Annotated in this window: 17 protein-coding genes, 3 pseudogenes and 1 riboswitch; of the genes and pseudogenes, 9 read left to right on the top strand and 11 right to left on the bottom strand. The window is 41.7% G+C overall.

Annotated elements, in window-relative coordinates; all coding sequences use genetic code 11:
* The first annotated feature begins 30 nt into the window (after positions 1-30).
* Together DER53_RS07560 and DER53_RS07555 are read left to right on the top strand one after the other, a co-directional pair.
* On the top strand, positions 31-2,316 hold the full coding sequence (locus DER53_RS07560; protein WP_062753969.1) for a ribonucleoside-diphosphate reductase subunit alpha: 2,286 nt from the start codon (positions 31-33) through the stop codon (positions 2,314-2,316).
* A 19-nt stretch (positions 2,317-2,335) separates the two neighbouring features.
* On the top strand, positions 2,336-3,376 hold the full coding sequence (locus tag DER53_RS07555; RefSeq protein WP_062679173.1) for a ribonucleotide-diphosphate reductase subunit beta: 1,041 nt from the start codon (positions 2,336-2,338) through the stop codon (positions 3,374-3,376).
* Between the two features lie 14 nt (positions 3,377-3,390).
* On the opposite strand, the gene DER53_RS07550 is transcribed toward DER53_RS07555, so the two are convergent.
* Both DER53_RS07550 and DER53_RS07545 read right to left on the bottom strand, forming a co-directional pair.
* Entirely contained in the window at positions 3,391-4,080 is a 690-nt protein-coding gene (locus DER53_RS07550) for a TerC family protein (protein WP_062753971.1), read from the bottom strand.
* A gap of 18 nt (positions 4,081-4,098) precedes the next feature.
* Positions 4,099-4,371, bottom strand: coding sequence for a YkvA family protein (locus DER53_RS07545; RefSeq protein ID WP_062753973.1), 273 nt, complete (start codon positions 4,369-4,371; stop codon positions 4,099-4,101).
* 438 nt (positions 4,372-4,809) lie between these two features.
* Here DER53_RS07545 and DER53_RS17665 point away from each other — a divergent pair.
* Together DER53_RS17665 and DER53_RS17660 are read left to right on the top strand one after the other, a co-directional pair.
* Positions 4,810-5,145 (top strand): annotated as a pseudogene (locus DER53_RS17665) (DMT family transporter); the annotation flags it as partial.
* A 36-nt stretch (positions 5,146-5,181) separates the two neighbouring features.
* Positions 5,182-5,646 carry a DMT family transporter gene (locus tag DER53_RS17660; protein WP_303745173.1) on the top strand — a complete coding sequence of 155 codons (465 nt, stop codon included), beginning with the start codon at positions 5,182-5,184 and terminating at the stop codon, positions 5,644-5,646.
* Between the two features lie 531 nt (positions 5,647-6,177).
* Here DER53_RS17660 and DER53_RS17310 read toward each other — a convergent pair.
* Positions 6,178-6,519 (bottom strand): hypothetical protein, encoded by a 342-nt coding sequence (locus tag DER53_RS17310; RefSeq protein ID WP_244319644.1) that lies wholly within the window; start codon positions 6,517-6,519, stop codon positions 6,178-6,180.
* 262 nt (positions 6,520-6,781) lie between these two features.
* On the opposite strand from DER53_RS17310, the gene DER53_RS07530 reads away from it, so the two are divergent.
* Both DER53_RS07530 and DER53_RS07525 read left to right on the top strand, forming a co-directional pair.
* Positions 6,782-7,342, top strand: coding sequence for an RNA polymerase sigma factor (locus DER53_RS07530; protein ID WP_062753977.1), 561 nt, complete (start codon positions 6,782-6,784; stop codon positions 7,340-7,342).
* Positions 7,339-8,889: a DUF4179 domain-containing protein gene (locus tag DER53_RS07525; RefSeq protein ID WP_062753979.1), complete on the top strand. Its 1,551-nt coding sequence runs from the start codon at positions 7,339-7,341 to the stop codon at positions 8,887-8,889. The genes DER53_RS07530 and DER53_RS07525 overlap by 4 nt, the downstream gene beginning before the upstream one ends.
* A gap of 28 nt (positions 8,890-8,917) precedes the next feature.
* On the opposite strand, the gene DER53_RS07520 is transcribed toward DER53_RS07525, so the two are convergent.
* Positions 8,918-9,238, bottom strand: a complete 321-nt coding sequence (locus DER53_RS07520; protein WP_062753981.1) for a DMT family transporter — start codon at positions 9,236-9,238, stop codon at positions 8,918-8,920.
* 56 nt (positions 9,239-9,294) lie between these two features.
* A riboswitch (guanidine-I (ykkC/yxkD leader) is annotated at positions 9,295-9,398 on the bottom strand.
* A 118-nt stretch (positions 9,399-9,516) separates the two neighbouring features.
* Between DER53_RS07520 and DER53_RS07515 the strand changes: the two genes are divergently transcribed.
* On the top strand, positions 9,517-9,996 hold the full coding sequence (locus DER53_RS07515) for a DUF6141 family protein (RefSeq protein WP_062753983.1): 480 nt from the start codon (positions 9,517-9,519) through the stop codon (positions 9,994-9,996).
* Positions 9,997-10,059: 63 nt separating this feature from the next.
* Here DER53_RS07515 and DER53_RS07510 read toward each other — a convergent pair whose 3' ends face one another.
* Together DER53_RS07510 and DER53_RS07505 are read right to left on the bottom strand one after the other, a co-directional pair.
* Positions 10,060-10,917, bottom strand: a complete 858-nt coding sequence (locus tag DER53_RS07510; RefSeq protein ID WP_062753985.1) for a VOC family protein — start codon at positions 10,915-10,917, stop codon at positions 10,060-10,062.
* Positions 10,918-11,025: 108 nt separating this feature from the next.
* Complete coding sequence (locus DER53_RS07505; RefSeq protein WP_062753987.1) at positions 11,026-11,466, bottom strand: Rrf2 family transcriptional regulator; 441 nt, start codon at positions 11,464-11,466, stop codon at positions 11,026-11,028.
* Between the two features lie 236 nt (positions 11,467-11,702).
* Between DER53_RS07505 and DER53_RS07500 the strand changes: the two are divergent.
* Positions 11,703-12,255, top strand: a pseudogene (locus DER53_RS07500) (glutathione peroxidase).
* Positions 12,256-12,347: 92 nt separating this feature from the next.
* Here the strand turns inward: DER53_RS07500 and DER53_RS07495 are convergent.
* Positions 12,348-12,536, bottom strand: a pseudogene (locus DER53_RS07495) (VOC family protein); the annotation flags it as partial.
* 478 nt (positions 12,537-13,014) lie between these two features.
* On the opposite strand from DER53_RS07495, the gene cdr reads away from it, so the two are divergent.
* On the top strand, positions 13,015-14,667 hold the full coding sequence (gene cdr, locus DER53_RS07490) for a CoA-disulfide reductase (RefSeq protein ID WP_062753991.1): 1,653 nt from the start codon (positions 13,015-13,017) through the stop codon (positions 14,665-14,667).
* Positions 14,668-14,905: 238 nt separating this feature from the next.
* Here cdr and ybaK read toward each other — a convergent pair whose 3' ends face one another.
* The 4 genes from ybaK to DER53_RS07470 all read right to left on the bottom strand — a co-directional run bounded on the left by ybaK (position 14,906) and on the right by DER53_RS07470 (position 19,185).
* A complete protein-coding gene (gene ybaK, locus DER53_RS07485) occupies positions 14,906-15,382 on the bottom strand; it encodes a Cys-tRNA(Pro) deacylase (protein ID WP_012749287.1) in 477 nt (158 codons plus the stop codon).
* A 260-nt stretch (positions 15,383-15,642) separates the two neighbouring features.
* A complete protein-coding gene (locus DER53_RS07480) occupies positions 15,643-17,037 on the bottom strand; it encodes an acetaldehyde dehydrogenase (acetylating) (protein ID WP_073967928.1) in 1,395 nt (464 codons plus the stop codon).
* 557 nt (positions 17,038-17,594) lie between these two features.
* Positions 17,595-18,545: an LLM class oxidoreductase gene (locus DER53_RS07475; RefSeq protein ID WP_062753993.1), complete on the bottom strand. Its 951-nt coding sequence runs from the start codon at positions 18,543-18,545 to the stop codon at positions 17,595-17,597.
* 337 nt (positions 18,546-18,882) lie between these two features.
* Complete coding sequence (locus DER53_RS07470) at positions 18,883-19,185, bottom strand: ArsR/SmtB family transcription factor (RefSeq protein ID WP_012749276.1); 303 nt, start codon at positions 19,183-19,185, stop codon at positions 18,883-18,885.
* Between the last annotated feature and the right edge of the window lie 157 nt (positions 19,186-19,342).

Raw genomic sequence — 19,342 nt, 5'->3', positions numbered from 1 at the left:
TTTTTTTATGGAAACAAGGAGGAGAAACTGATGGAACTACAGGCGAACACTATCATTATTACTTCAGAAAACGGGCAAACTAAACCGTTTTCGCGCGAACGACTCATTTCCTTTATCCGCAATATAACAAAAGACTACCCGCATCTACAGACAGATGACTATATGGAGCGCATCATCCGCATCATCGAAAGCAAAGATACACTTTCTGCGGAACAAATCACGAATTACTTAATACTTGAAGGTCTTTCCTATATTAGTGAGGCAGAACCAGAATGGACGTTTGTCTGTGCTCACATCTATTTGCAAAAGCTATACAAAGAAGCGGCAAAACAACGTGGATATGACCCAAAACAACGCTACGGCAGCTTGTACGAGTTGATTACAACGCTTGTTTCTAAAGGCGTGTACGATCGCTCTCTTCTTGATGATTACTCAAAAGAAGAAATCAATGAGCTTGGAAAACTTATTGATCCAGATAAAGATAAGTTGTTTACATATATCGGCCTTCGCACGCTCGCGGACCGCTACCTCGCCCGCGACTACGACCGCAACTTGTACGAACTGCCGCAGGAGCGCTTCCTTATCATCGCAATGACGTTAATGGCGAAAGAACCGAAACATCGCCGGTTTACGTTCATTCAAGAAGCGTATTGGGCGCTAAGCAACTTATATATGACCGTCGCCACGCCGACGTTAGCAAATGCCGGAAAAAGCTACGGACAACTTTCAAGCTGCTTTATCGATACCGTCGATGACAGCTTGCAAGGCATTTACGACAGCAACACAGACATCGCCAACCTTTCAAAATCCGGCGGCGGAATCGGCGTCTATCTCGGCAAAATCAGAAGCCGAGGCAGCGATATAAGGGGGTTTAAAGGCGTTTCGTCCGGAGTGATTCCATGGATGAAGCAGCTTAATAACACCGCCGTCAGCGTCGACCAATTAGGGCAGCGCAAAGGTGCGATTTCCGTTTATTTGGATGTTTGGCATAAAGACATTTTCGCTTTTTTGGACGCAAAATTAAATAATGGCGATGAACGAATGAGAACACATGATTTATTTACGGGCGTCTGCATCCCAGATTTATTTATGGAGCAAGTAGAAAAACGCGGCGATTGGTACTTGTTTGACCCCCATGAAGTGCGCAAAGTGATGGGATTTAGTTTGGAAGACTTTTATGATGAGGAAAAAGGCAGCGGAAGCTTCCGCGAAAAATATTGGCAATGCGTTCAAGAAAAGAGCCTTTCGAAAGAAAAAGTGCCAGCGATCGAAATAATGAAAAGCATTATGCGCAGCCAGTTAGAATCCGGCACACCATTTATGTTTTACCGCGACGAAGTGAACCGGAAAAACCCGAACGCGCATCTCGGCATGATTTACTGCAGCAACCTTTGTACAGAAATCGCGCAAAACCAAAGTCCGACCGTCGTGGAAAAACAATATACGAAAGATGGAAAGATTATCATTGAAAAAATCCCGGGCGATTTCGTTGTTTGCAATTTGTCTTCCATCAATCTTGCCCGTGCCGTCACCGACGATGTACTCGAGCGGCTCATCCCGATCCAAATGCGCATGCTCGATAACGTCATTGATTTAAATAATATCCCGGTATTACAAGCGAAATTCACCAATCAAAAATATCGCGCCGTCGGACTTGGCACGTTCGGCTGGCATCATTTGCTTGCGTTAAAAGGCATTCGCTGGGAATCAGACGAAGCAGTTGAATACGCGGACAAGCTGTACGAAAAAATTGCCTACTTAGCGATCCAAGCGAGTATAGAGCTCGCGAAAGAAAAAGGAAGCTATCCAGCGTTTCCGGGATCTGACTGGCAGACGGGCGCTTATTTCGACAAGCGCGGATATCGTCGCACCGAAGACTTTGACTGGGATGCACTCAAAGAACAAGTCGCCAAACACGGCATGCGCAACGGCTATGTGATGGCAATCGCGCCAAATGCTTCGACGTCGATTATCGCCGGCAGCACCGCCAGCATCGACCCAATCTTTTTAAAAGTGTACGCCGAAGAAAAGAAAGATTACAAAATTCCAGTTACCGTGCCCGATTTAAACGCCGAAACAACGTGGTACTATAAATCAGCTTACCATATTGACCAGCATTGGAGCATTAAGCAAAATGCGGCGCGCCAACGCCATATCGACCAAGCGATTTCGTTTAATTTTTACGTGTTGAACACCATCAAAGCAAAAGAGCTTTTAGATCTTCATCTCACCGCATGGAAGTCAGGACTAAAAACAACGTATTACGTCCGCTCTACTTCCAGCACGATCGATGAATGTGAATCATGCGCAAGTTAATGCCAAGGGGGAATAAAACATGGCACATCCATTAACGAAGCGGATCATCATGGACCCAGAAGCACCAAACCGCTCAACGCGAATCATTAACGGCAAAAGCTCAAACGTCCTAAATTGGGATGATATCGCCTATCCTTGGGCGTACGCCAAATATAAACGAATGCTGGCAAACTTTTGGACGCCGTTTGAGATCAATATGTCCCAAGACGTCAAACAATTTCCGAATTTAACTGAACGCGAACAAGACGCGTTTTTGAAAATCATTGGGCTTTTAGCGTTGCTTGACAGCATTCAAACGGATTACGCCGGAAGAGTCGCCGATTATATCACTGATTCGAGCATTAACGCGCTTATGATTATGCTCGCGCAGCAAGAAGTCATTCATAATCATTCATATTCTTATGTTCTTTCAAGCCTCGTGCCAAAAAGCAAACAGGACGAAGTGTTTGAGTTTTGGCGAAACGAACCGATTTTGCGAAAGCGAAACGACTTCGTCACAAACGGCTATAAAGAGTTTGCTGAACATCCAAATGTTGAAAACTTGCTAAAATCGATCGTGTATGACGTTATTTTAGAAGGTCTGTTCTTCTACTCCGGCTTTGCCTTCTTTTATAACTTGGCGCGCAATCAAAAAATGGTCGCGACAAGCACGATGATTAATTACATCAATCGAGACGAACATATTCATGTCGATTTATTTGCAAAAATTTTCAAAGAAGTACTAAACGAATATCCGGAATACAATACACCGGAACTTGCTCAATTTGTGCGAGAAACGTTCATTAAAGCAGCAGAGCTGGAAATCGAATGGGCCAATTACATCATTGGCAACGATATCGATGGCATTGATATGCACGATTTGAGCGCCTACATTAAGTTTTACGCCAACGTCCGCGCCCATCAGCTTGGATTTGACCGTCCGTTTGACGGTTATCGGACAAATCCATTGCGCTGGATTAAAGCATATGAAGAAGTCGACCTCGGCAAATCAGACTTTTTCGAACAAAAATCAAGACAATATACAAAAGTGAACATCGATAACGGATTTGATGAGTTATAAGCAAAAGCCGCCAATCATTCGTTGGCGGCTTTTGTTTCTAATTGGTTTTCACCCTTCTTCTTTTTCAACGTGCCGGCGGCAATCACTCCAGCAATGACGAGAATTTCAAATCCGTATTTGACAATCGGATTAGCAAAATACTGATCTAAAAACGGCTCGTCCACAATCATTTTCGAAGCCGTCCATGCAAGCACTCCCGCTCCGATTGTAATAATAATTGGGAAACGATCGATCCATTTCAAAATTAACGTACTTCCCCATACCATGATCGGCACCGAAATTAATAATCCTAATATAACTAATAAGAAGCTTCCGTGCGCGGCTCCCGCTACCGCCAGCACATTATCCAACCCCATTAACGCATCGGCGATAACAATCGTGCGGATTGCCTCCCATAAGCTTCCCACCGCTTCGACGTCATGGCCTTTTTCCTCAACAAGCAGCTTATAGGCAATCCAGACAAGCAAAATCCCACCGACTAATAGCAGTCCCGGAACTTTTAATAACCAGACGACAAACAATGTCGCAAGCGCGCGGATTACAACCGCCCCTACCGTTCCCCAAATAACCGCTTTTTTCTGTTGATGCTTCGGCAAATTTCGCGCCGCCAAACCAATGACGATCGCATTATCGCCCGCTAGTACAAGATCAATAATGATAATCGATAAAAGTGCAGATAGAAATTCCATCGAAAATAATTCCATTGATCATTCCTCCTTTTTTTAAATACCGTATTTATCTTTTAAATGTGAAGGAGCCATTTTTACTATTTGCTGAAGAATAAATAATAGTACGGTTACATCATCAATGATGCCAAAAAGTCCCAACCAATCAGGAATAATGTCAAACGGAAACACCATATAGATCGCTAAAAGTACAATGGAAAGCGTCTTTTTAAACATAGGCACTTCTCGAGAGCGAAAAAATTCGATGAAAAACGGGATAAACCGGCGGATTTTTACAATGAAACGCAGTCGTTTCCATAATTTTCTCATTATATCCCCCCAAATACTGCATTTCATCTTTTTCGAATCTCCTTTTTATTCTCCCCAATCCTCCTCCTTTCTTCACAAAAAAAGACCTTTACCCAATCGGTAAAGGTCTTCATAAAAACAGACCTTTACCAATATCGGCAAAGGTCTCGCTAACAACGTCATCGTTGCCAACAAAGCCGAGGGTGTGACCCTGAACTGACGACTTTGCTGTTAAAGCTACTCCCCTTTAACACAGAAACCATATATTATTTTCAATTTAATGATATTCAATCATTATATGCGTTGTCAATAAAAAACTCGACTTGTCAATCAATCTCTTCTGTGCCAATAGAAAAAATATGATATAATTCAGAAAAAATTCATTAGGAGAGACGGAATATGAATACCAAAGAAATTTCTGCTCTTTTTCTGCTTGCCGTTTTATGAGGAGCTTCTTTTTTATTTATGCGCATCACTTCTCCTGTCATCGGTCCTGTGCTTACAATTGAGTTGCGCGTGCTTATCGCCGGCCTCGTGCTGTTATTGTATGTATGGATGTTCAAAAAAAGCATAGAGCTGAAAGCTTATTGGAAGCAATATCTCATCGTCGGGGCGCTGAATGCGGCAATTCCGTTTACACTGATCGCCGCCGCCACGCTGCATTTACCTGCTTCCGTAGCGGCCATTTTGAACTCGACCACTCCGTTGTTTACCGCGCTTGTTTCGCGATGGTTTCTTCACGAGCCGCTTTATGCAAAAAAATGGATCGGCATCGGCCTCGGAATTGTCGGTGTGTTTGCGCTAGTCGGCTGGAGTCCTGTTCCGCTGTCGATGCAGACCGTTTTTTCCGCATTACTGTCGATTTTGGCCGCGTTCTCATACGGATGTGGCGGTGTGTATGCCAAAAAAGCGTTTACGGGAGTTTCTTCCTTATCGTTGTCGATTGGACAGCAACTAGGCGCCGCTTTCGTGCTCATTCCGTTGACGGTCTTTTATATCCCAACGAAGCCGGTATCGCCAGTCGTGGTGTATTCGGTATTGGGATTGGCCGTTTTTTGCACGGCGATTGCTTACTTATTTTATTTTTACTTACTAGCAAACGTCGGTCCAACAAAAACATTAAGCGTTACCTTTCTTGTACCTGTTTTCGGTGTCATCTGGGGAATGATCTTCCTTCACGAAAAAATCACGATTGGCATGATCGGTGGATTGATGATTATTTTGACAAGCATTTTTCTTTTGTCCGATGTCAAAATCTCATTGAACTACCCCCACTTACCAGCTAATGACCGTTGAAGGGAGAGATTCTTGTTTCCTTTGGCTGTTGTTGCTCAAAGCTCAAAAGTTCAAAGGTCCCAAGAACCCCCTCCGTTCAACGAGAGGAGTAGCCATACGAGATGTCCGAAGTGTCCCTTTCAGGACGACCAGCTATATGTCTGCTGATGCAGCTCACATAGAAGGTACCCCATCTTCCATTCGTATGGCATCCAAAGAACGCATGGCAATGCATCCAGCTCCTAGAATCGCCATCTGCTCCGGTGACGAGAGTAAGAGGCTGGTGCAATGCGTTCTTTTATTGTAAAACTTCAAAAAATAATGATATTCTTAATAGTTTATTACGCTAAAGCTTTTATTAATTGGCGTTTTTCTTCTCCTAACAACGATGGGTGAAATACATCTATTCCTTGGTATGGTTGGTTCACATTAAAAAGATGGTACAGCGTATGTGTACGAACCAAAAACTTCTTACCCAAAATAGACCAATGCTTCCAATGATGAGAAGCATCTTTCGGGACATACTTTTTAAGCACCTTTGGAGTTTTTTCTTTATATCCTAATTTTGTATTTTTCGGAAACCGTAAGTTTCCCTTGATGCAACTTTCTTTGATTTTGCCTAATTTCGTCAGTTTGGTTCGTTCTGTTTTCCGTTTTTTCTTCTGTCTGTTGAATGTGCATTTTATTTAATTCCATTAGAGAGAAGAAAAGAGCATTTGCTTCTCGAACCGCACTGTTGGCAAAATAGTCATTCAGTCCGTATTTTTTCTTCACAACGATATGCAAGCTTTCTTGATGTAATTTTCGTCCCCATCGTTTTTCCCGGACCAGCGTTTGAAAAGCGAAACGTTTCGCTTGATGGAATAACTCTAATGCATAAGATGTTTCCGTCACATGAAGGATATCTATTTCGGATTTATACAATCTTCTCGAAAAATACGCTTTTTTCACCTGCAAAAGAACGTGTGTTCGTAATATTATAACAGAGGAAGAAAGTTTTTCAACTATTAAGATTGCTAAAAAAAGGCCGATTCATCCCCCACCTATGCGCTGCTTAGAGGCGGGGGGCTTCTCGACAAAAAAGATAATCGAACCTTTTCTTCCTCCACTTCGCCTTATATGCAGATAAAACTCTGACAAAAGAAAGGATGATTGTATGCATGATGAACAACATCTTTTGGCGCAGTGCAGACAAGGAAACAAAGATGCTTTTTATCTGCTTGTTTCCCCGCATCTAACGAAAGCGTACCGGCTCGCTTTTACGATACTTCGCTCACATCACGACGCCGAAGACGCCATACAAAACAGTTTGCTCGAAGCCTATCGCGCAATCAGCGAAGATAAGGAAATTCACCATTTCTCGTCATGGTTTTACCGGCTTGTCACACACCGCGCCATTGATTTGGCGCGCAAACTCGGAAAAGAAAGGCAATATACCGAAATCAGCGATATGCTTCCGTTTTTATCGAATTCCCATCACTTGCCCGTTGACGAAGTGATCAGCAAAGAAGAGGAGCAGGAGCTTTTGGCGCATATTCTTAAGCTCGACATGAAATATCGCGTTATTCTTGTGCTTTATTACTATCAAAACATGAAGATTAGCGAGATTGCCGAGCTTCTCCAAATCAAAGAAGGCACGGTGAAATCGCGGCTGTTTCAAGCGCGAAATTTGCTTTATCAATATTTTCAAAAAGAACGGAAGGAGGAGCTTCGATGAGTTCCCATGATGATTTAATAAAGCAAAAGATAGAAAGCTCGATCAATCACATTCCCGTTCCGGAAAGCATTTTTGCTTTTGCCAAAGAACTTCCTTTCCAAGTAGAAAAACAACAAAACCCGAGACTCACACGTAAACCGAGATGGCGAAAATGGCTAGCAGTTGCTGCCGCTTCCATCTTCATTGGAATTTCAACAGGGGCTTATATTTCTCCGACATTTGCCGCCTACATTAAATCCTTTTTCATCCGTCCTGAGCTGGATGAAGGCTTGCAAACTGCCGCAAAAGAAGGATTCTCGCAAAAAACAGAAGCCGCTGTCACTGATCACGGTATTACGTTTAGAATCAAAGAAGTAATGGCGGATACGAATCGCCTTATCTTTACGTATAGTCTTGAAAACAAAAACGGAAAATTGATCGACCCAACTATTCTTTTTGAAAAAGAGCAATGGGGACCAAAGCAAACAATGTATTTTGTTAAACATGCCAATGAATTTTACATTACTAATGAGAAAGGGGAGGTCGTATCCACAAATAGGACATATCAAACAAACACGGGGAGAATGGTTTCGCAATCTATTGATCAAGTATTCCCTCACGGCCATTACGCTGATCTTATGTTCTCATTAAACGATAAAGCCCGCGAAGCAAAACAGCTTTTTATCCATATCGATCTGAATCAAATTGGTACGGTCAATGGTCAATGGAAACTGGAAATTCCAGTCAACATCGATAAAAGCATGTTGGTTACAAAAACAGTACCGATTGGCCAAACGTATGTCACTGATGACGGATTGCAAATTACGGTGAAAAATCTCATCCATTCTCCTACATTAACGAGCATTGAGTTAGAAACGTCATGGACAGAGGAAGGAAAAGAACGGCTAAAAAGCCACCCAGAATACTGGCTTGGTGACCAAATGTTTTATCAGCCGCTATTCGATATTGTAGATAGCAACGGAAATATTGTCGCAACAACTTTACCAAGATGGGACATCGAAGAGTCAAAAAGTGCGGTATTTGTCTATAAAAAAGAACTTCCTTCTTCCCGACAACCAAATGTCGTCCGCTGGCGCTATTCGTTCCTCCCGTTTTCATCAAAAGGAACATATACGTTTGTATTTCGCGGGATTGAAAGAATGGAATATCCAGATCAATCGCTGGCATTCTCTGCGGAAGAATTGAAAAAGCACCCAATTTCTCTTCACTATAAAGGAAATACCCTTACCATTCATCAGTTGCGATTAGAAACAAATAAAGAGAACAAATCCGTTGGGATATTAGATGTAGAAACAAACACATATTTAGGAATGGACTTCCAACTAAGAGATGAGACACAGCAAGTCTACACGATCAACCAAAAAAATTCCTGGTTGCCAACGATCATCAGCTACGACGAAAAGAAAATGATGTATAAAATAAAAAGCAATGTCGAAGTAGAGGGAATGGACAAGATCCCGAAACAGCTGACAATTACTTTAAAATCGGTGATCGTATTTGATCCAAGCGAGAATTGGCATGTTTCACTTCCCGCCAGCAATGAATAATAAAAAAGCAGGGCGCTCCCCTGCTTTTTTACTGCCCGGATGTCAACTTTAATCCGATCAGCCCGACAAGAATAAACAACAAAAAGATCATCCTCGGCACTGTCACCGGCTCGTTTAAAAAGAGCATGCCGATAATAACCGCACCCATCACTCCGATTCCCGTCCATACCGCATAGGCGGTTCCGATTGGCAGCGTTTTTGTCGCTATCGACAAAAAATAAAAGCTGGCAAGCGCGCCGAAAAACGTAATGATGGACGGCACCATCCGCGTAAATCCCATCGTATATTTTAGAGCGATCGCCCATACTACTTCAAAAATGCCAGCAATGACTAAGTATACCCATGCCATGTTCATCACTCCTTGTTTGCAAAATAAAAAAGCCGCGAAGAAATATCGAATCGATATCCTCCCGGGCTTTTGTCCCTCCGTGTACGCGGCCAATGCCGCGCGTTTTCTCTCGGTCGCAGACTGGCCGCCGCGTGGCCACGGAACCCTAGAAAACTTTTTATCTCCTTATTCGCCATTATTGTAACACTTATGATTGTTGCCGGCAAATAAAAGGAGTTCTTCATGTTCTTGAAGAATATGATAATTAAGGAGGAGACAAGAAAGGAGGAGCAATAGCCATGCGCGAAGTGCAGCGTCTGCCTTGGTATGCGAACGCGCTTGTCCTTATCGTCGCCGCTGTTATATGGTACGGATTTATCCAGCAAATCATATTTGGAATCCCATTTGGCTCGAAGCCGTCAAGCGATACGGAAATGTGGGGCTTGTTTCTGTTGTTCGGCATCTGTTTTCCCCTCTTCTTTTTGTCGATGAAACTAGTCACAAAAACGGAAAAAGAAGGGCTTGTCATTCGTTTTTTCCCATTTCGATCTCGCGTTATTCCGTATCAACAAATTAAAAACGTCCAAGTTCAGCCTTACCATCCTATGTCCTACGGCGGCTGGGGAATCCGCTGGAGCTTGAAAAAAGGCCGTGCTTACACAATGAAAGGAAAGAAGGGAATATGGATCGAGCTGACGGACGGAGACTGTTTGTACCTCGGCTCGCAAAAACCGGAAGAACTTGCGAAATATATACAAAGAGAGTGTCTGCACCGCTAACAGGTGAACACTCTCTTTTGTATGTCATACAATCTGCCTTCATAGAAAAAGCGCATAAAACTATTACTGAATGATCAGCTCGATTTCGTTGCCAGACGGATCGCTTGTCAATATGCTATTTTCGCTTCGCCGCACCGATGCACCGATATGTTGGAGCCGTTCCACCACTTTTTCTCTTTCCGCTTCATTTGGCAGCACAATCGAAAATACACGCAATCCAACGGCGTTCACTGGCGGTTTTGGCGCCCCGACTCCAGCCCATGTGTTCAGACCGATATGGTGGTGATAGCCGCCCGCGGAAACGAATAACGCGTGCGTTCCCATACGTGTCGTCGGTTCAAAGCCTAATCCTTGCACATAAAAAGCATAAGCTTCTTCGATGTGGGCGACGTGGAGATGAATATGGCCAATCCGCGTATGCATTGGAAGCCCCGACCACGCTTCCGTTCCCGCTTGCGCCAGCAAATTGTTCACATCTAACGGCTCCGTTACCGCTTTATATTCTCCATTTGCCGTCTTCTCCCACTTTTCCATCGGGCGGTCGGCGTATATTTCGATGCCGTTTCCGTCTGGGTCAGCCAAATAGATCGCCTCGCTGAACAAATGATCGGACGCTCCCTGCAGCGGATAGCCGGTCTGTAATAAATGGAGCAGCGCCTCGGCGAGACTCTTTCTGTCCGGAACTAAAATCGCGAAATGATAAAGCCCCGTTGTCCGAGGCGGCTTCGGCACCGCATCCGCTTTTTCCTCGAGCACCACTAACGGAGTAACTCCATCCGCAGTTAATGCCGCTTCGTGTTGATTTTGCTTTAATAGGCGAAATCCGATGATTTCTGTGTAGAAACGAAGTGAACGCTCCAAATTGGATACGATAAGATGAACGTGTCCGATCATTGTTTTTGGATGAATAATATCTCTCATCATAATAACCTCCATCTTTAATAACCAACGGTAAACCTCATCCGGGTTAAAGCGTGGGTTTTCAATCATGTTCGTTGTAATAATTTTAGTTACAACAAGTTTAAAAAATTATTGATGACCTTCCTCGATTTTTTGTGCTAAATTGGTGACTAAATCTTTTAAGCGAATCTCTTCTAATACTTTTTCCATTGCCGTTTGCGCACGCAGCAAAATGACTTCAAGAACAGCTTGAATGTTTGCCCCTACTGGACAATGAGGATTAGGATGCTCGTGAAATTGGAAAAGCTCCCCTTCTTCAACCACTTCTACAGCTCGATAGATATCAAGCAAAGTAATCTCTTCTATATCTTTTAAAAGATATGCTCCACCAGTCCCTGGACGTACATTCACTAAACCAACTTTTTTTAGTTTGCCAATGATTCTGCGCACAACGACCGGATTCGTGTTGACACTTTTCGCAATCCATTCTGAAGTACAAAGAGTATTTTTTTCCAACGCTAGCAATGACAAAATGTGGACTGCCATAGTAAAACGACTGCTGATTTTCATAAGTTGCCTCCTTTATGTAACCATTGCAGTTACAACAATAATAAAAATCAAGTTCAACTATCCATTCAATTAAGAAAGAAATGTATATGATTTGTTTGAAACTATTTAAGCTATACGTTTTCAAAAAAGAAAGTAAACAAAGGCAAATAATTTTACAATTTTATTTAATTTATTAAATAATAATTAATATAAAAATATATTAATTATAAAAAGGTGTAAAAAGGAGAGAGGATTTTATGTCCATTTACGACTATGAAGTGAAAAACGCGGACGGAGAAACGGTTTCCTTATCTGACTACAAAGGAAAAGTGTTGCTAATTGTTAATACAGCGAGCCATTGCAGATTTACGCCTCAGTTTCAAGATTTACAGAAGTTGTATGCGAAATATCAGAAGTACGGATTTGAAATTCTCGGTTTTCCGTGCAATCAGTTTGGTGAACAAGAACCGGGAAGCAATCAAGATGCCGTTGCCTTCTGCCAGCGAAATTACGGTGTAACGTTTCCGATTTTCGAAAAAATTGAAGTGAACGGTAATAATGCCCACCCGTTATTTCAATATTTAAAGAAAGAAGCCCCTTTTAAAGGATTTGATGAAACAAGTGCGAGCGGAAAAAATTCTTAAACTGATGATTATGGAGAAAAACCCAGAATGGTTAGTTGGTGACGAGATTAAATGGAACTTCACTAAATTTCTCATTAACCGAGATGGAAAAGTGATTCGCAGATATGAACCAACCGAAGAACCGATCGATTTTGAAAAAGATATAGAAACACTTGTCACTTCTTAAAAAGACCTGTCCAGCTTTATCAAGTAAAATGATAAAGGTTGCTGAAGCTTCAGCAACCTTTTGAGGTAGAACCGTTTCTCGAAACGGTTTCTTTATCCTTTTAGGACAAATTCATTTCCATCGATGTCCTTAAATTGCACAAATGTGCCCCATTGCATTTTTTGCGGTTCTCCTAAAAATTCCACACCTTTAGCTTTCATCGTTTCATATGTGCCTAGCACATCATCGCACTCAAACACAATAGACGGCTTTCTTTCATTCCAGTCTTTCATCATCGATTTTCAGTTGCAATCCGTTTAATCATCAAGTTTCCTCCCTCGATAAATATCTTTTAACTTGTCCATTTGTAATGTATCATATTTTTATTTACTCATCTTGTAAAAGCACACATACCCCGTCAAGTAGACGATGAAAAAAGAGTATATTAAACTGCATTCAACCGAGGAAAGGCCGTTCCGCTTTTCTTGGAATGGCTGTGATTGTAAAAATGAATATACTCTTCAAGCTCATTACTCCCCTCTCTGAAACAGCCTCTGTGGCCATCTCCATCCCCACCTTCCATAAACATACGTTCGTAATCTTCGGTATTAACTATGAAATAAATGTGAACATCATTGACAAAAGTAATAATCACCTTTAATATACCGTATAGGGTATATTATTAAAGAACATTCAATACGAACAGATAGGATCTTTCATGCTTGCAATAATTAGTCAATAAATGCAACTTCGTAATCTATATAATGGAGGGGAATCTTCATGCGAAAAATTGTAATTGTCGGCGGTGTAGCAGGGGGAGCCACCGCAGCGGCCCGATTGCGCCGGTTAAGCGAAAAATACCAAATTATTATGTTTGAGAGAGGCGAATACATTTCGTTTGCTAACTGCGGCCTGCCGTATTATATCGGCGAAGTCATTACGGATAGAAACAAACTATTAGTCCAAACGGTTGAAGGAATGGCGAAGCGTTTTCGCATTGATGTTCGCAATTTAAGCGAAGTCACAGCGATTCATCGTGACCGTAAAACTGTTACAGTAAAAAATATCCGCACTGGCGAGGAATACGAAGAAACATATGATACATTAATTTTGTCACCTGGCGCAAAGCCGATGATACCTCCAATTCCTGGAATTCATGAAGCCAACGCGTTATTTACGCTTCGTAATCTATCTGATACAGATAAAATAAAAGCGTACGTTGATCACGAAAAACCAAAGAGCGCCGTAGTCATTGGCGGAGGGTTTATCGGTGTCGAGGTGGCAGAAAACTTAGTCAAGCGCGGAGTGAACGTAACGCTTGTGGAAATGGCAAATCAAGTGTTGGCACCGATTGACTACGAGATGGCATCGATTGTTCACGCGCATATGCGTGAAAATGGCGTAAATTTGATTTTGGAAGATGGCGTGAAAGCTTTCGAAGACAACGGCCGACGTATTGTTCTAAATAGCGGCCGCACGCTTGAAACCGATATGATTATTTTGGCCATCGGGGTACAGCCAGAAAGTCAATTAGCGAAAAATGCCGGACTTGAACTTGGGGTGCGCGGCACTATCAAAGTCAATGAATATTTGCAAACATCCGATCCGAACATTTACGCCATCGGCGACGCTATCGAAGTAAAAAACTACATTCATGGTTTTGAGACATTTGTCCCTCTTGCATGGCCGGCGAACCGCCAAGGCCGCTTGGTAGCGGATCATATTCATGGGCTCGATGTGAAATACAATGGCACATTAGGAACTGCGATCGTGAAAATTTTCGAATTAACCGTCGCAGCAACAGGAAATAATGAAAAAACCTTAAAACAACTCGGCATCCCATATGAAGTTGTCCATGTTCATCCAATGAGCCATGCGGGCTATTATCCAAATGCAACACAAATGACATTGAAACTGATTTTTGACAAAGAAACAGGCAAAATTTATGGTGCGCAAGCCGTTGGAAAAGACGGCGTCGACAAACGTATCGACGTCATCGCAACCGCTATTAAAGGCGGCTTAACGGTTCGTGATTTACCGGATTTAGAGCTTGCCTACGCACCACCGTTTTCTTCCGCGAAAGATCCAGTGAATATGGCCGGTTACGTTGCTTCGAACATTCTCGATGGAATGGTGGAAACCGTACAATGGCATGAAATTGATGAAATCATCGCAAACGGAGGCACGCTCATTGACATTCGTACACCAAAAGAAGTCGCATGTGGAACGATTCCTGGTGCTATCAATATTCCGCTTGATGAACTGCGCGAACGTTTAGCGGAACTTCCGAAAGACAAAACCATTTACGTAACATGTCAAGTCGGCTTGCGTGGATATTTAGCAACACGAATTTTGCACGACAACGGTTTCCGCGCGAAAAATTTAGATGGCGGCTATAAATTGTATTCCTCCGTATTTGGTGCAAAACACTAAGTTCAAAATATGCCGCCGAAAGTCGTAGAAAAATAATGAACCACTCCCACCTTCATTCCATGAAAAGGTGGGAGTTTCTTATTATCTCCAGCAAAGAAGTTTTGGCATAGAAAAATTCTTGTATAGAACACATATTTGTTTTTATACAAAAAAACCGCTGATCATCTTGCCCTTCCCTTTCGTTTAGAGAAAGGAGGCTTTTCGGGAAAAAAGGGAAACGATCAGTAGTTTTTGGCGTTTATTTTACCACTTCATGAAACGTAGCTTCTGTTATGCTTTGTAAATCTTCCACGCTTAGTTCAATTAACAAACCAATTTTTCCGCCGCTAACGATGATATGCTCAAATTGACAAGCACTGGAATCGATAAAGGTCGGATAATGTTTTATCATCCCTATCGGTGAACACCCTCCACGAATATAGCCAGTCAATTTTTCGATATCTTTCATCGGCGCCAATGCGACATTTTTCTCTCCCGTTATTTGCGCAGCTTTTTTCAAATCGAGTTCCGATTCTACAGGGATGACAAACACATAAACGTTTCCGCTCTTCCCCTGTGTTACTAATGTTTTATATACCAATTGAGGGTCTTTCCCAATTTTTTGAGCAACCGATATGCCGTCAATTCTCCCATCCTGACTGTCGTAGGTAAAGACATTGTAAGGAATCATTTTTTTATCAAGAACACGCATCGCGTTGGTTTTTTCTGTCGCCATTTTTCTTCCCTCCAGTTCGTTTCAACAGTAAATGCTGGATAATCAACACACATGATACTACAATAAATATCCCAATTTCCACTTTGCAACATGAAACATTAAATCATTCCGATTCAACGTTCATCACATTCTCCCGCGATGGTTAGCTGCCCGGCAATTTCAACTTTTTTACATTCCACTCTATAGAAGTAACAATTGGCCAAAAAAATATAACAAACCCAGTTTATCACTGGGTTTGTTATATATACTTTCCTGATTTATTATTTCGTTAATGCAGCTTCTTTTTGTGCCTCATCTTTTTTTGGCATCTCGCGAACTCCAAATGCAACACGTTTAATGTTGAACAAATGAGTTACTGTAACGTTGTCAGATGTAACGTTGTTGCCGATTGCACCGCATCCAAGTGTCAAGGATGGCATTAAATTCACTGTAGCACCAATTCCACCAAATGTTGTACCAGAATTTACAATAATACGAGATGCTGGTTTATCGATTGTGTACGCTTCGATCACTTTTTCGTCTTCAGCGTGAATTCCAACTGTGTGACCGAGTCCGCCCACTTCAAGCAGTTTTAGTGCAAGCTCGCTTGCTTCTTCCATACCTTTTACAGTATAGAATGCTAGAATTGGAGACAACTTTTCGATTGAGAATGGATATTCTTTACCCACTCCTGTTTCTTCCGCTACAAGCACTTTCACGTCAGCAGGAACTTCAATACCAGCCATTTCCGCAATTACTTGAGGCGTTTTTCCAACGATCTTCGCATTTAACGAACCGTTTACCATGATGATAGAAGCTACTTTTTGCTTTTCCTCTTCATTCAAGAAGTAAGCGCCTTGTTGTTTTAATTCAGCAACAACTTTTTCTTTAATAGATTCATCAACTAAAAGAGCTTGTTCAGAAGCACAAATTGTTCCATTGTCAAAAGTTTTACTTTGGATGATTAGTTCAACAGCTTTTGCGATATTTGCACTTTCATGGATATAGACTGGTACGTTACCAGGTCCTACGCCATATGCAGGCTTTCCAGAGCTGTAAGCTGCTTTCACCAAGCCAGGACCGCCAGTTGCTAAAATGACATCGGTTAATTTATGCTTCATTAACTCGTTTGTTGCAGCCATTGTTGGTTGTGTGATGCAAGAAATCAAGCCTTTTGGAGCTCCAGCGCGCTCTGCCGCTTCTTGCATGATTCTTGCAGCCTCTACTGTACATTTTGCAGCTGCTGGGTGTGGGCTGAAAATAATAGCATTTCCTGCTTTAACTGCGATCAATGATTTAAAAATAACTGTTGAAGTTGGGTTTGTGGATGGGACGATTCCTGCAACGATTCCTACAGGTTGAGCAATTTCCCATACGCGATTTTCTTCATCGCGACGAATAATACCAACAGTTTTCACATCTTTGATAGAGTTGTAAACGTCATTCGCTGCGAAAAGGTTTTTCGCCGTTTTATCTGCAACATTACCAAAACCAGTTTCTTCTACCGCCATAGCTGCCAAGCGGCTAGCTTCCTCTCTAGCTGCATTTGCCATACTTTCAACAATTTTATCAATCTCTTCTTGTGTCATTTTTGCAAGAATTTTTTGCGCTTCTTTAGCTTCTTCAAGATAATTTCTTACTTCTTGGATGGATTGCAAATCAATATCACGCAACACTTTTAATCCCTCTCCTTTTATGATTTTATTTTTTATTCCTATAACCGGTAGAATAATTTTGTCATGTCAATATTGCTCGTGTGAGCAGCAACATTATCTTTTGCGTCCTGCCATCACCTCCTCTAAGTGGCAATCACTTGGCGTTCAATAGTACTCGCCTTTCCTAGCAAGAATGAGGCAATATCGACCACACAAAACTGGCAACGGTTACATAAAGCGTTTACATAAAAATCCAATATTCGACAGACAGGTTATTACGCTGCTTAGAGTATAGTTGATATTCTACGTCGCTTTTGTCCTGTACAATCTCAATTTCTTCTTTCTTCATAATCGAACTATCATCTCTTTTGAGACATACAACTCCTGTCCTGAATGTTTTCCATCATCCCCGTGGTATTTTTGAGCTACCATAATTAAGAGACTTCATTTTTCTCAAACTAAGACTAGCAGACTAACAAGTATAGCCATCTGCATAAACAAATCCAGAACCGGCGATTCCGATCTCAAGGTGGATTAGAACGGAATCGCGCGAGTTCTTAATATTTCATTTCCCTGAATTACTCCTCAGTTAATGCTGGAAAGTGTGGAACAACTTCTTCTCCTAATTCTTCAATCACTTCTTCAACAGGACGATGGCCATATTTTAAGTTGATAATCACGTGATTGACACCAATATTTTTAAGACTTTCCAGGAACTCAATGAGTATATTGCGTCCGACTCGGAACCCTAAATGAATAGGGATTGGCGGATGATTTGGGTCCTCCGTCAAATCTACATATAAAGATTGAGTGAACGGTTTAAACTGATCGGTATGAGAGCGCCAATTTTTAATCAATTCCGCTTGGAATCTCAAGTTACGCGGATAATACATCCAACCATCGCCGTTTTCAGCAATCCATTCCACGGACTGAGAGCTGTGGCCAGTTACCAGCACCGGAATGTTCGACAAGCGAGGTTTCGGCAAAAGGTCCCCGTTCGACATATGGACTCGCGGCGATTCGATCACCGGAAAGTTCTCCTTCCACGCTTTTTTCATTACGAATACAGCTTCTTGAAACAAAGCGCTGCGCTGTTCAGGCTCGACTGAGAAAGCTGGAAATTCGATAGGGCGATCCCCGGTCGCCACTCCCAGAATCAAACGTTCTCCAGATAGTTTGTCAATCGAAGCAGCTGCTTTGGCAACATGCAAAGGGTGGCGCAAGGTGAGAATAATACTTGCGGTTCCCAAAGCAATCTTTTCGGTATGGGCGGCTAGATATCCTAAATAAACCCAAGGATCATAAATTTGACCTACATCTCCAAAATAAGGGTCATGTAATGGAACATCTCTAACAAACAATGCAGCAAAATTGAGCTCTTCTGCTCTTTTTGCCAGTTTCATTTGTTTTTCAATGTCCATCTTTGGAATGCTGCCCTCGTATGATTCAATTGGAAAGAACAACCCGAGAGTGAGATGGTTTTCTTTAAACATGCGTGAATATCCTTTGTGCTTTTCAAAACGATTCATCATCGTTCCTCCACATTTACATTTCTTTCTGCCAATCCCGTGCTTTCGATGTCTTAATACTACCCCTAGTATTCCAAAGACAAAAAAACAGTTCGACAGTCAGATAATGCGCAAATCTATATTTACCAAACCGATTTATTCCGTCTATTTTTATCTGTTTTTATAAATATAAATATTTAGAATTATCGATATAAATCATAAAAATAAAAGAGATTTAGAAACAATTCTATATTTATAGATATCTAGAACTATTAATATAATAATATAAAAATAAAGAGGATTCAAGCCCAAAATAATAATTGATGCTCACAGTCTAAACGTGAGCGAAGAATTGGGGCTATAAATCCCTAGATAACAATTCGATTATTTTTTTGATGTTCTCCTCATCTCTTTTATAATAAGTCCATTGCCCAACTCGTTTTGCTTTTATCAATCCGGCGTTTTGCAACATGGACAGGTAAAGGGACACTGTAGATTGTGACAATCCAACTTTTTTATGGATGTCGCTTACGCAAACTCCATCTTCGTGTATATCCCCATGCTGCGGTTTTGGAAAGTGAATTTCAGGATTTTTTAACCACTGTACGATTTGCAGCCTTGTTTCATTGGACAAGGCTTTAAACACTTCTAGAAGTTCCATTGCTACCTCCAAGTCTGTCAAATTATTATTATAATATTTTATTATATCACAACTGCATTTGAGCACTTGAGTAAATGAAGTAAATAAAAGTGACATGAACCGGCTTCTAGAATAAAGATATACAAGCAAACGATCCAAATAAGAAGGTTAATGTCTC

This window comes from Parageobacillus toebii NBRC 107807, from assembly GCF_003688615.2.
In the GTDB taxonomy this organism is placed as follows: Bacteria; Bacillota; Bacilli; order Bacillales; family Anoxybacillaceae; genus Parageobacillus_B; species Parageobacillus_B toebii.
Note: the sequence above shows the minus strand (reverse complement) of the source record. Positions and strands in the feature narration are given on the sequence as shown.

Excerpts from the sequence above, each read along its gene's own strand:
- DER53_RS07560 (WP_062753969.1), top strand. The coding sequence starts at position 31 with ATGGAACTACAGGCGAACACTATCATTATTACTTCAGAAAACGGGCAA.
- DER53_RS07555 (WP_062679173.1), top strand. The coding sequence starts at position 2,336 with ATGGCACATCCATTAACGAAGCGGATCATCATGGACCCAGAAGCACCA.
- DER53_RS07550 (WP_062753971.1), bottom strand. The coding sequence starts at position 4,080 with ATGGAATTATTTTCGATGGAATTTCTATCTGCACTTTTATCGATTATC.
- DER53_RS07545 (WP_062753973.1), bottom strand. The coding sequence starts at position 4,371 with ATGAGAAAATTATGGAAACGACTGCGTTTCATTGTAAAAATCCGCCGG.
- DER53_RS17660 (WP_303745173.1), top strand. The coding sequence starts at position 5,182 with ATGCAGACCGTTTTTTCCGCATTACTGTCGATTTTGGCCGCGTTCTCA.
- DER53_RS07530 (WP_062753977.1), top strand. The coding sequence starts at position 6,782 with ATGCATGATGAACAACATCTTTTGGCGCAGTGCAGACAAGGAAACAAA.
- DER53_RS07525 (WP_062753979.1), top strand. The coding sequence starts at position 7,339 with ATGAGTTCCCATGATGATTTAATAAAGCAAAAGATAGAAAGCTCGATC.
- DER53_RS07520 (WP_062753981.1), bottom strand. The coding sequence starts at position 9,238 with ATGGCATGGGTATACTTAGTCATTGCTGGCATTTTTGAAGTAGTATGG.
- DER53_RS07515 (WP_062753983.1), top strand. The coding sequence starts at position 9,517 with ATGCGCGAAGTGCAGCGTCTGCCTTGGTATGCGAACGCGCTTGTCCTT.
- DER53_RS07510 (WP_062753985.1), bottom strand. The coding sequence starts at position 10,917 with ATGAGAGATATTATTCATCCAAAAACAATGATCGGACACGTTCATCTT.
- DER53_RS07505 (WP_062753987.1), bottom strand. The coding sequence starts at position 11,466 with ATGAAAATCAGCAGTCGTTTTACTATGGCAGTCCACATTTTGTCATTG.
- cdr (WP_062753991.1), top strand. The coding sequence starts at position 13,015 with ATGCGAAAAATTGTAATTGTCGGCGGTGTAGCAGGGGGAGCCACCGCA.
- ybaK (WP_012749287.1), bottom strand. The coding sequence starts at position 15,382 with ATGGCGACAGAAAAAACCAACGCGATGCGTGTTCTTGATAAAAAAATG.
- DER53_RS07475 (WP_062753993.1), bottom strand. The coding sequence starts at position 18,545 with ATGAATCGTTTTGAAAAGCACAAAGGATATTCACGCATGTTTAAAGAA.
- DER53_RS07470 (WP_012749276.1), bottom strand. The coding sequence starts at position 19,185 with ATGGAACTTCTAGAAGTGTTTAAAGCCTTGTCCAATGAAACAAGGCTG.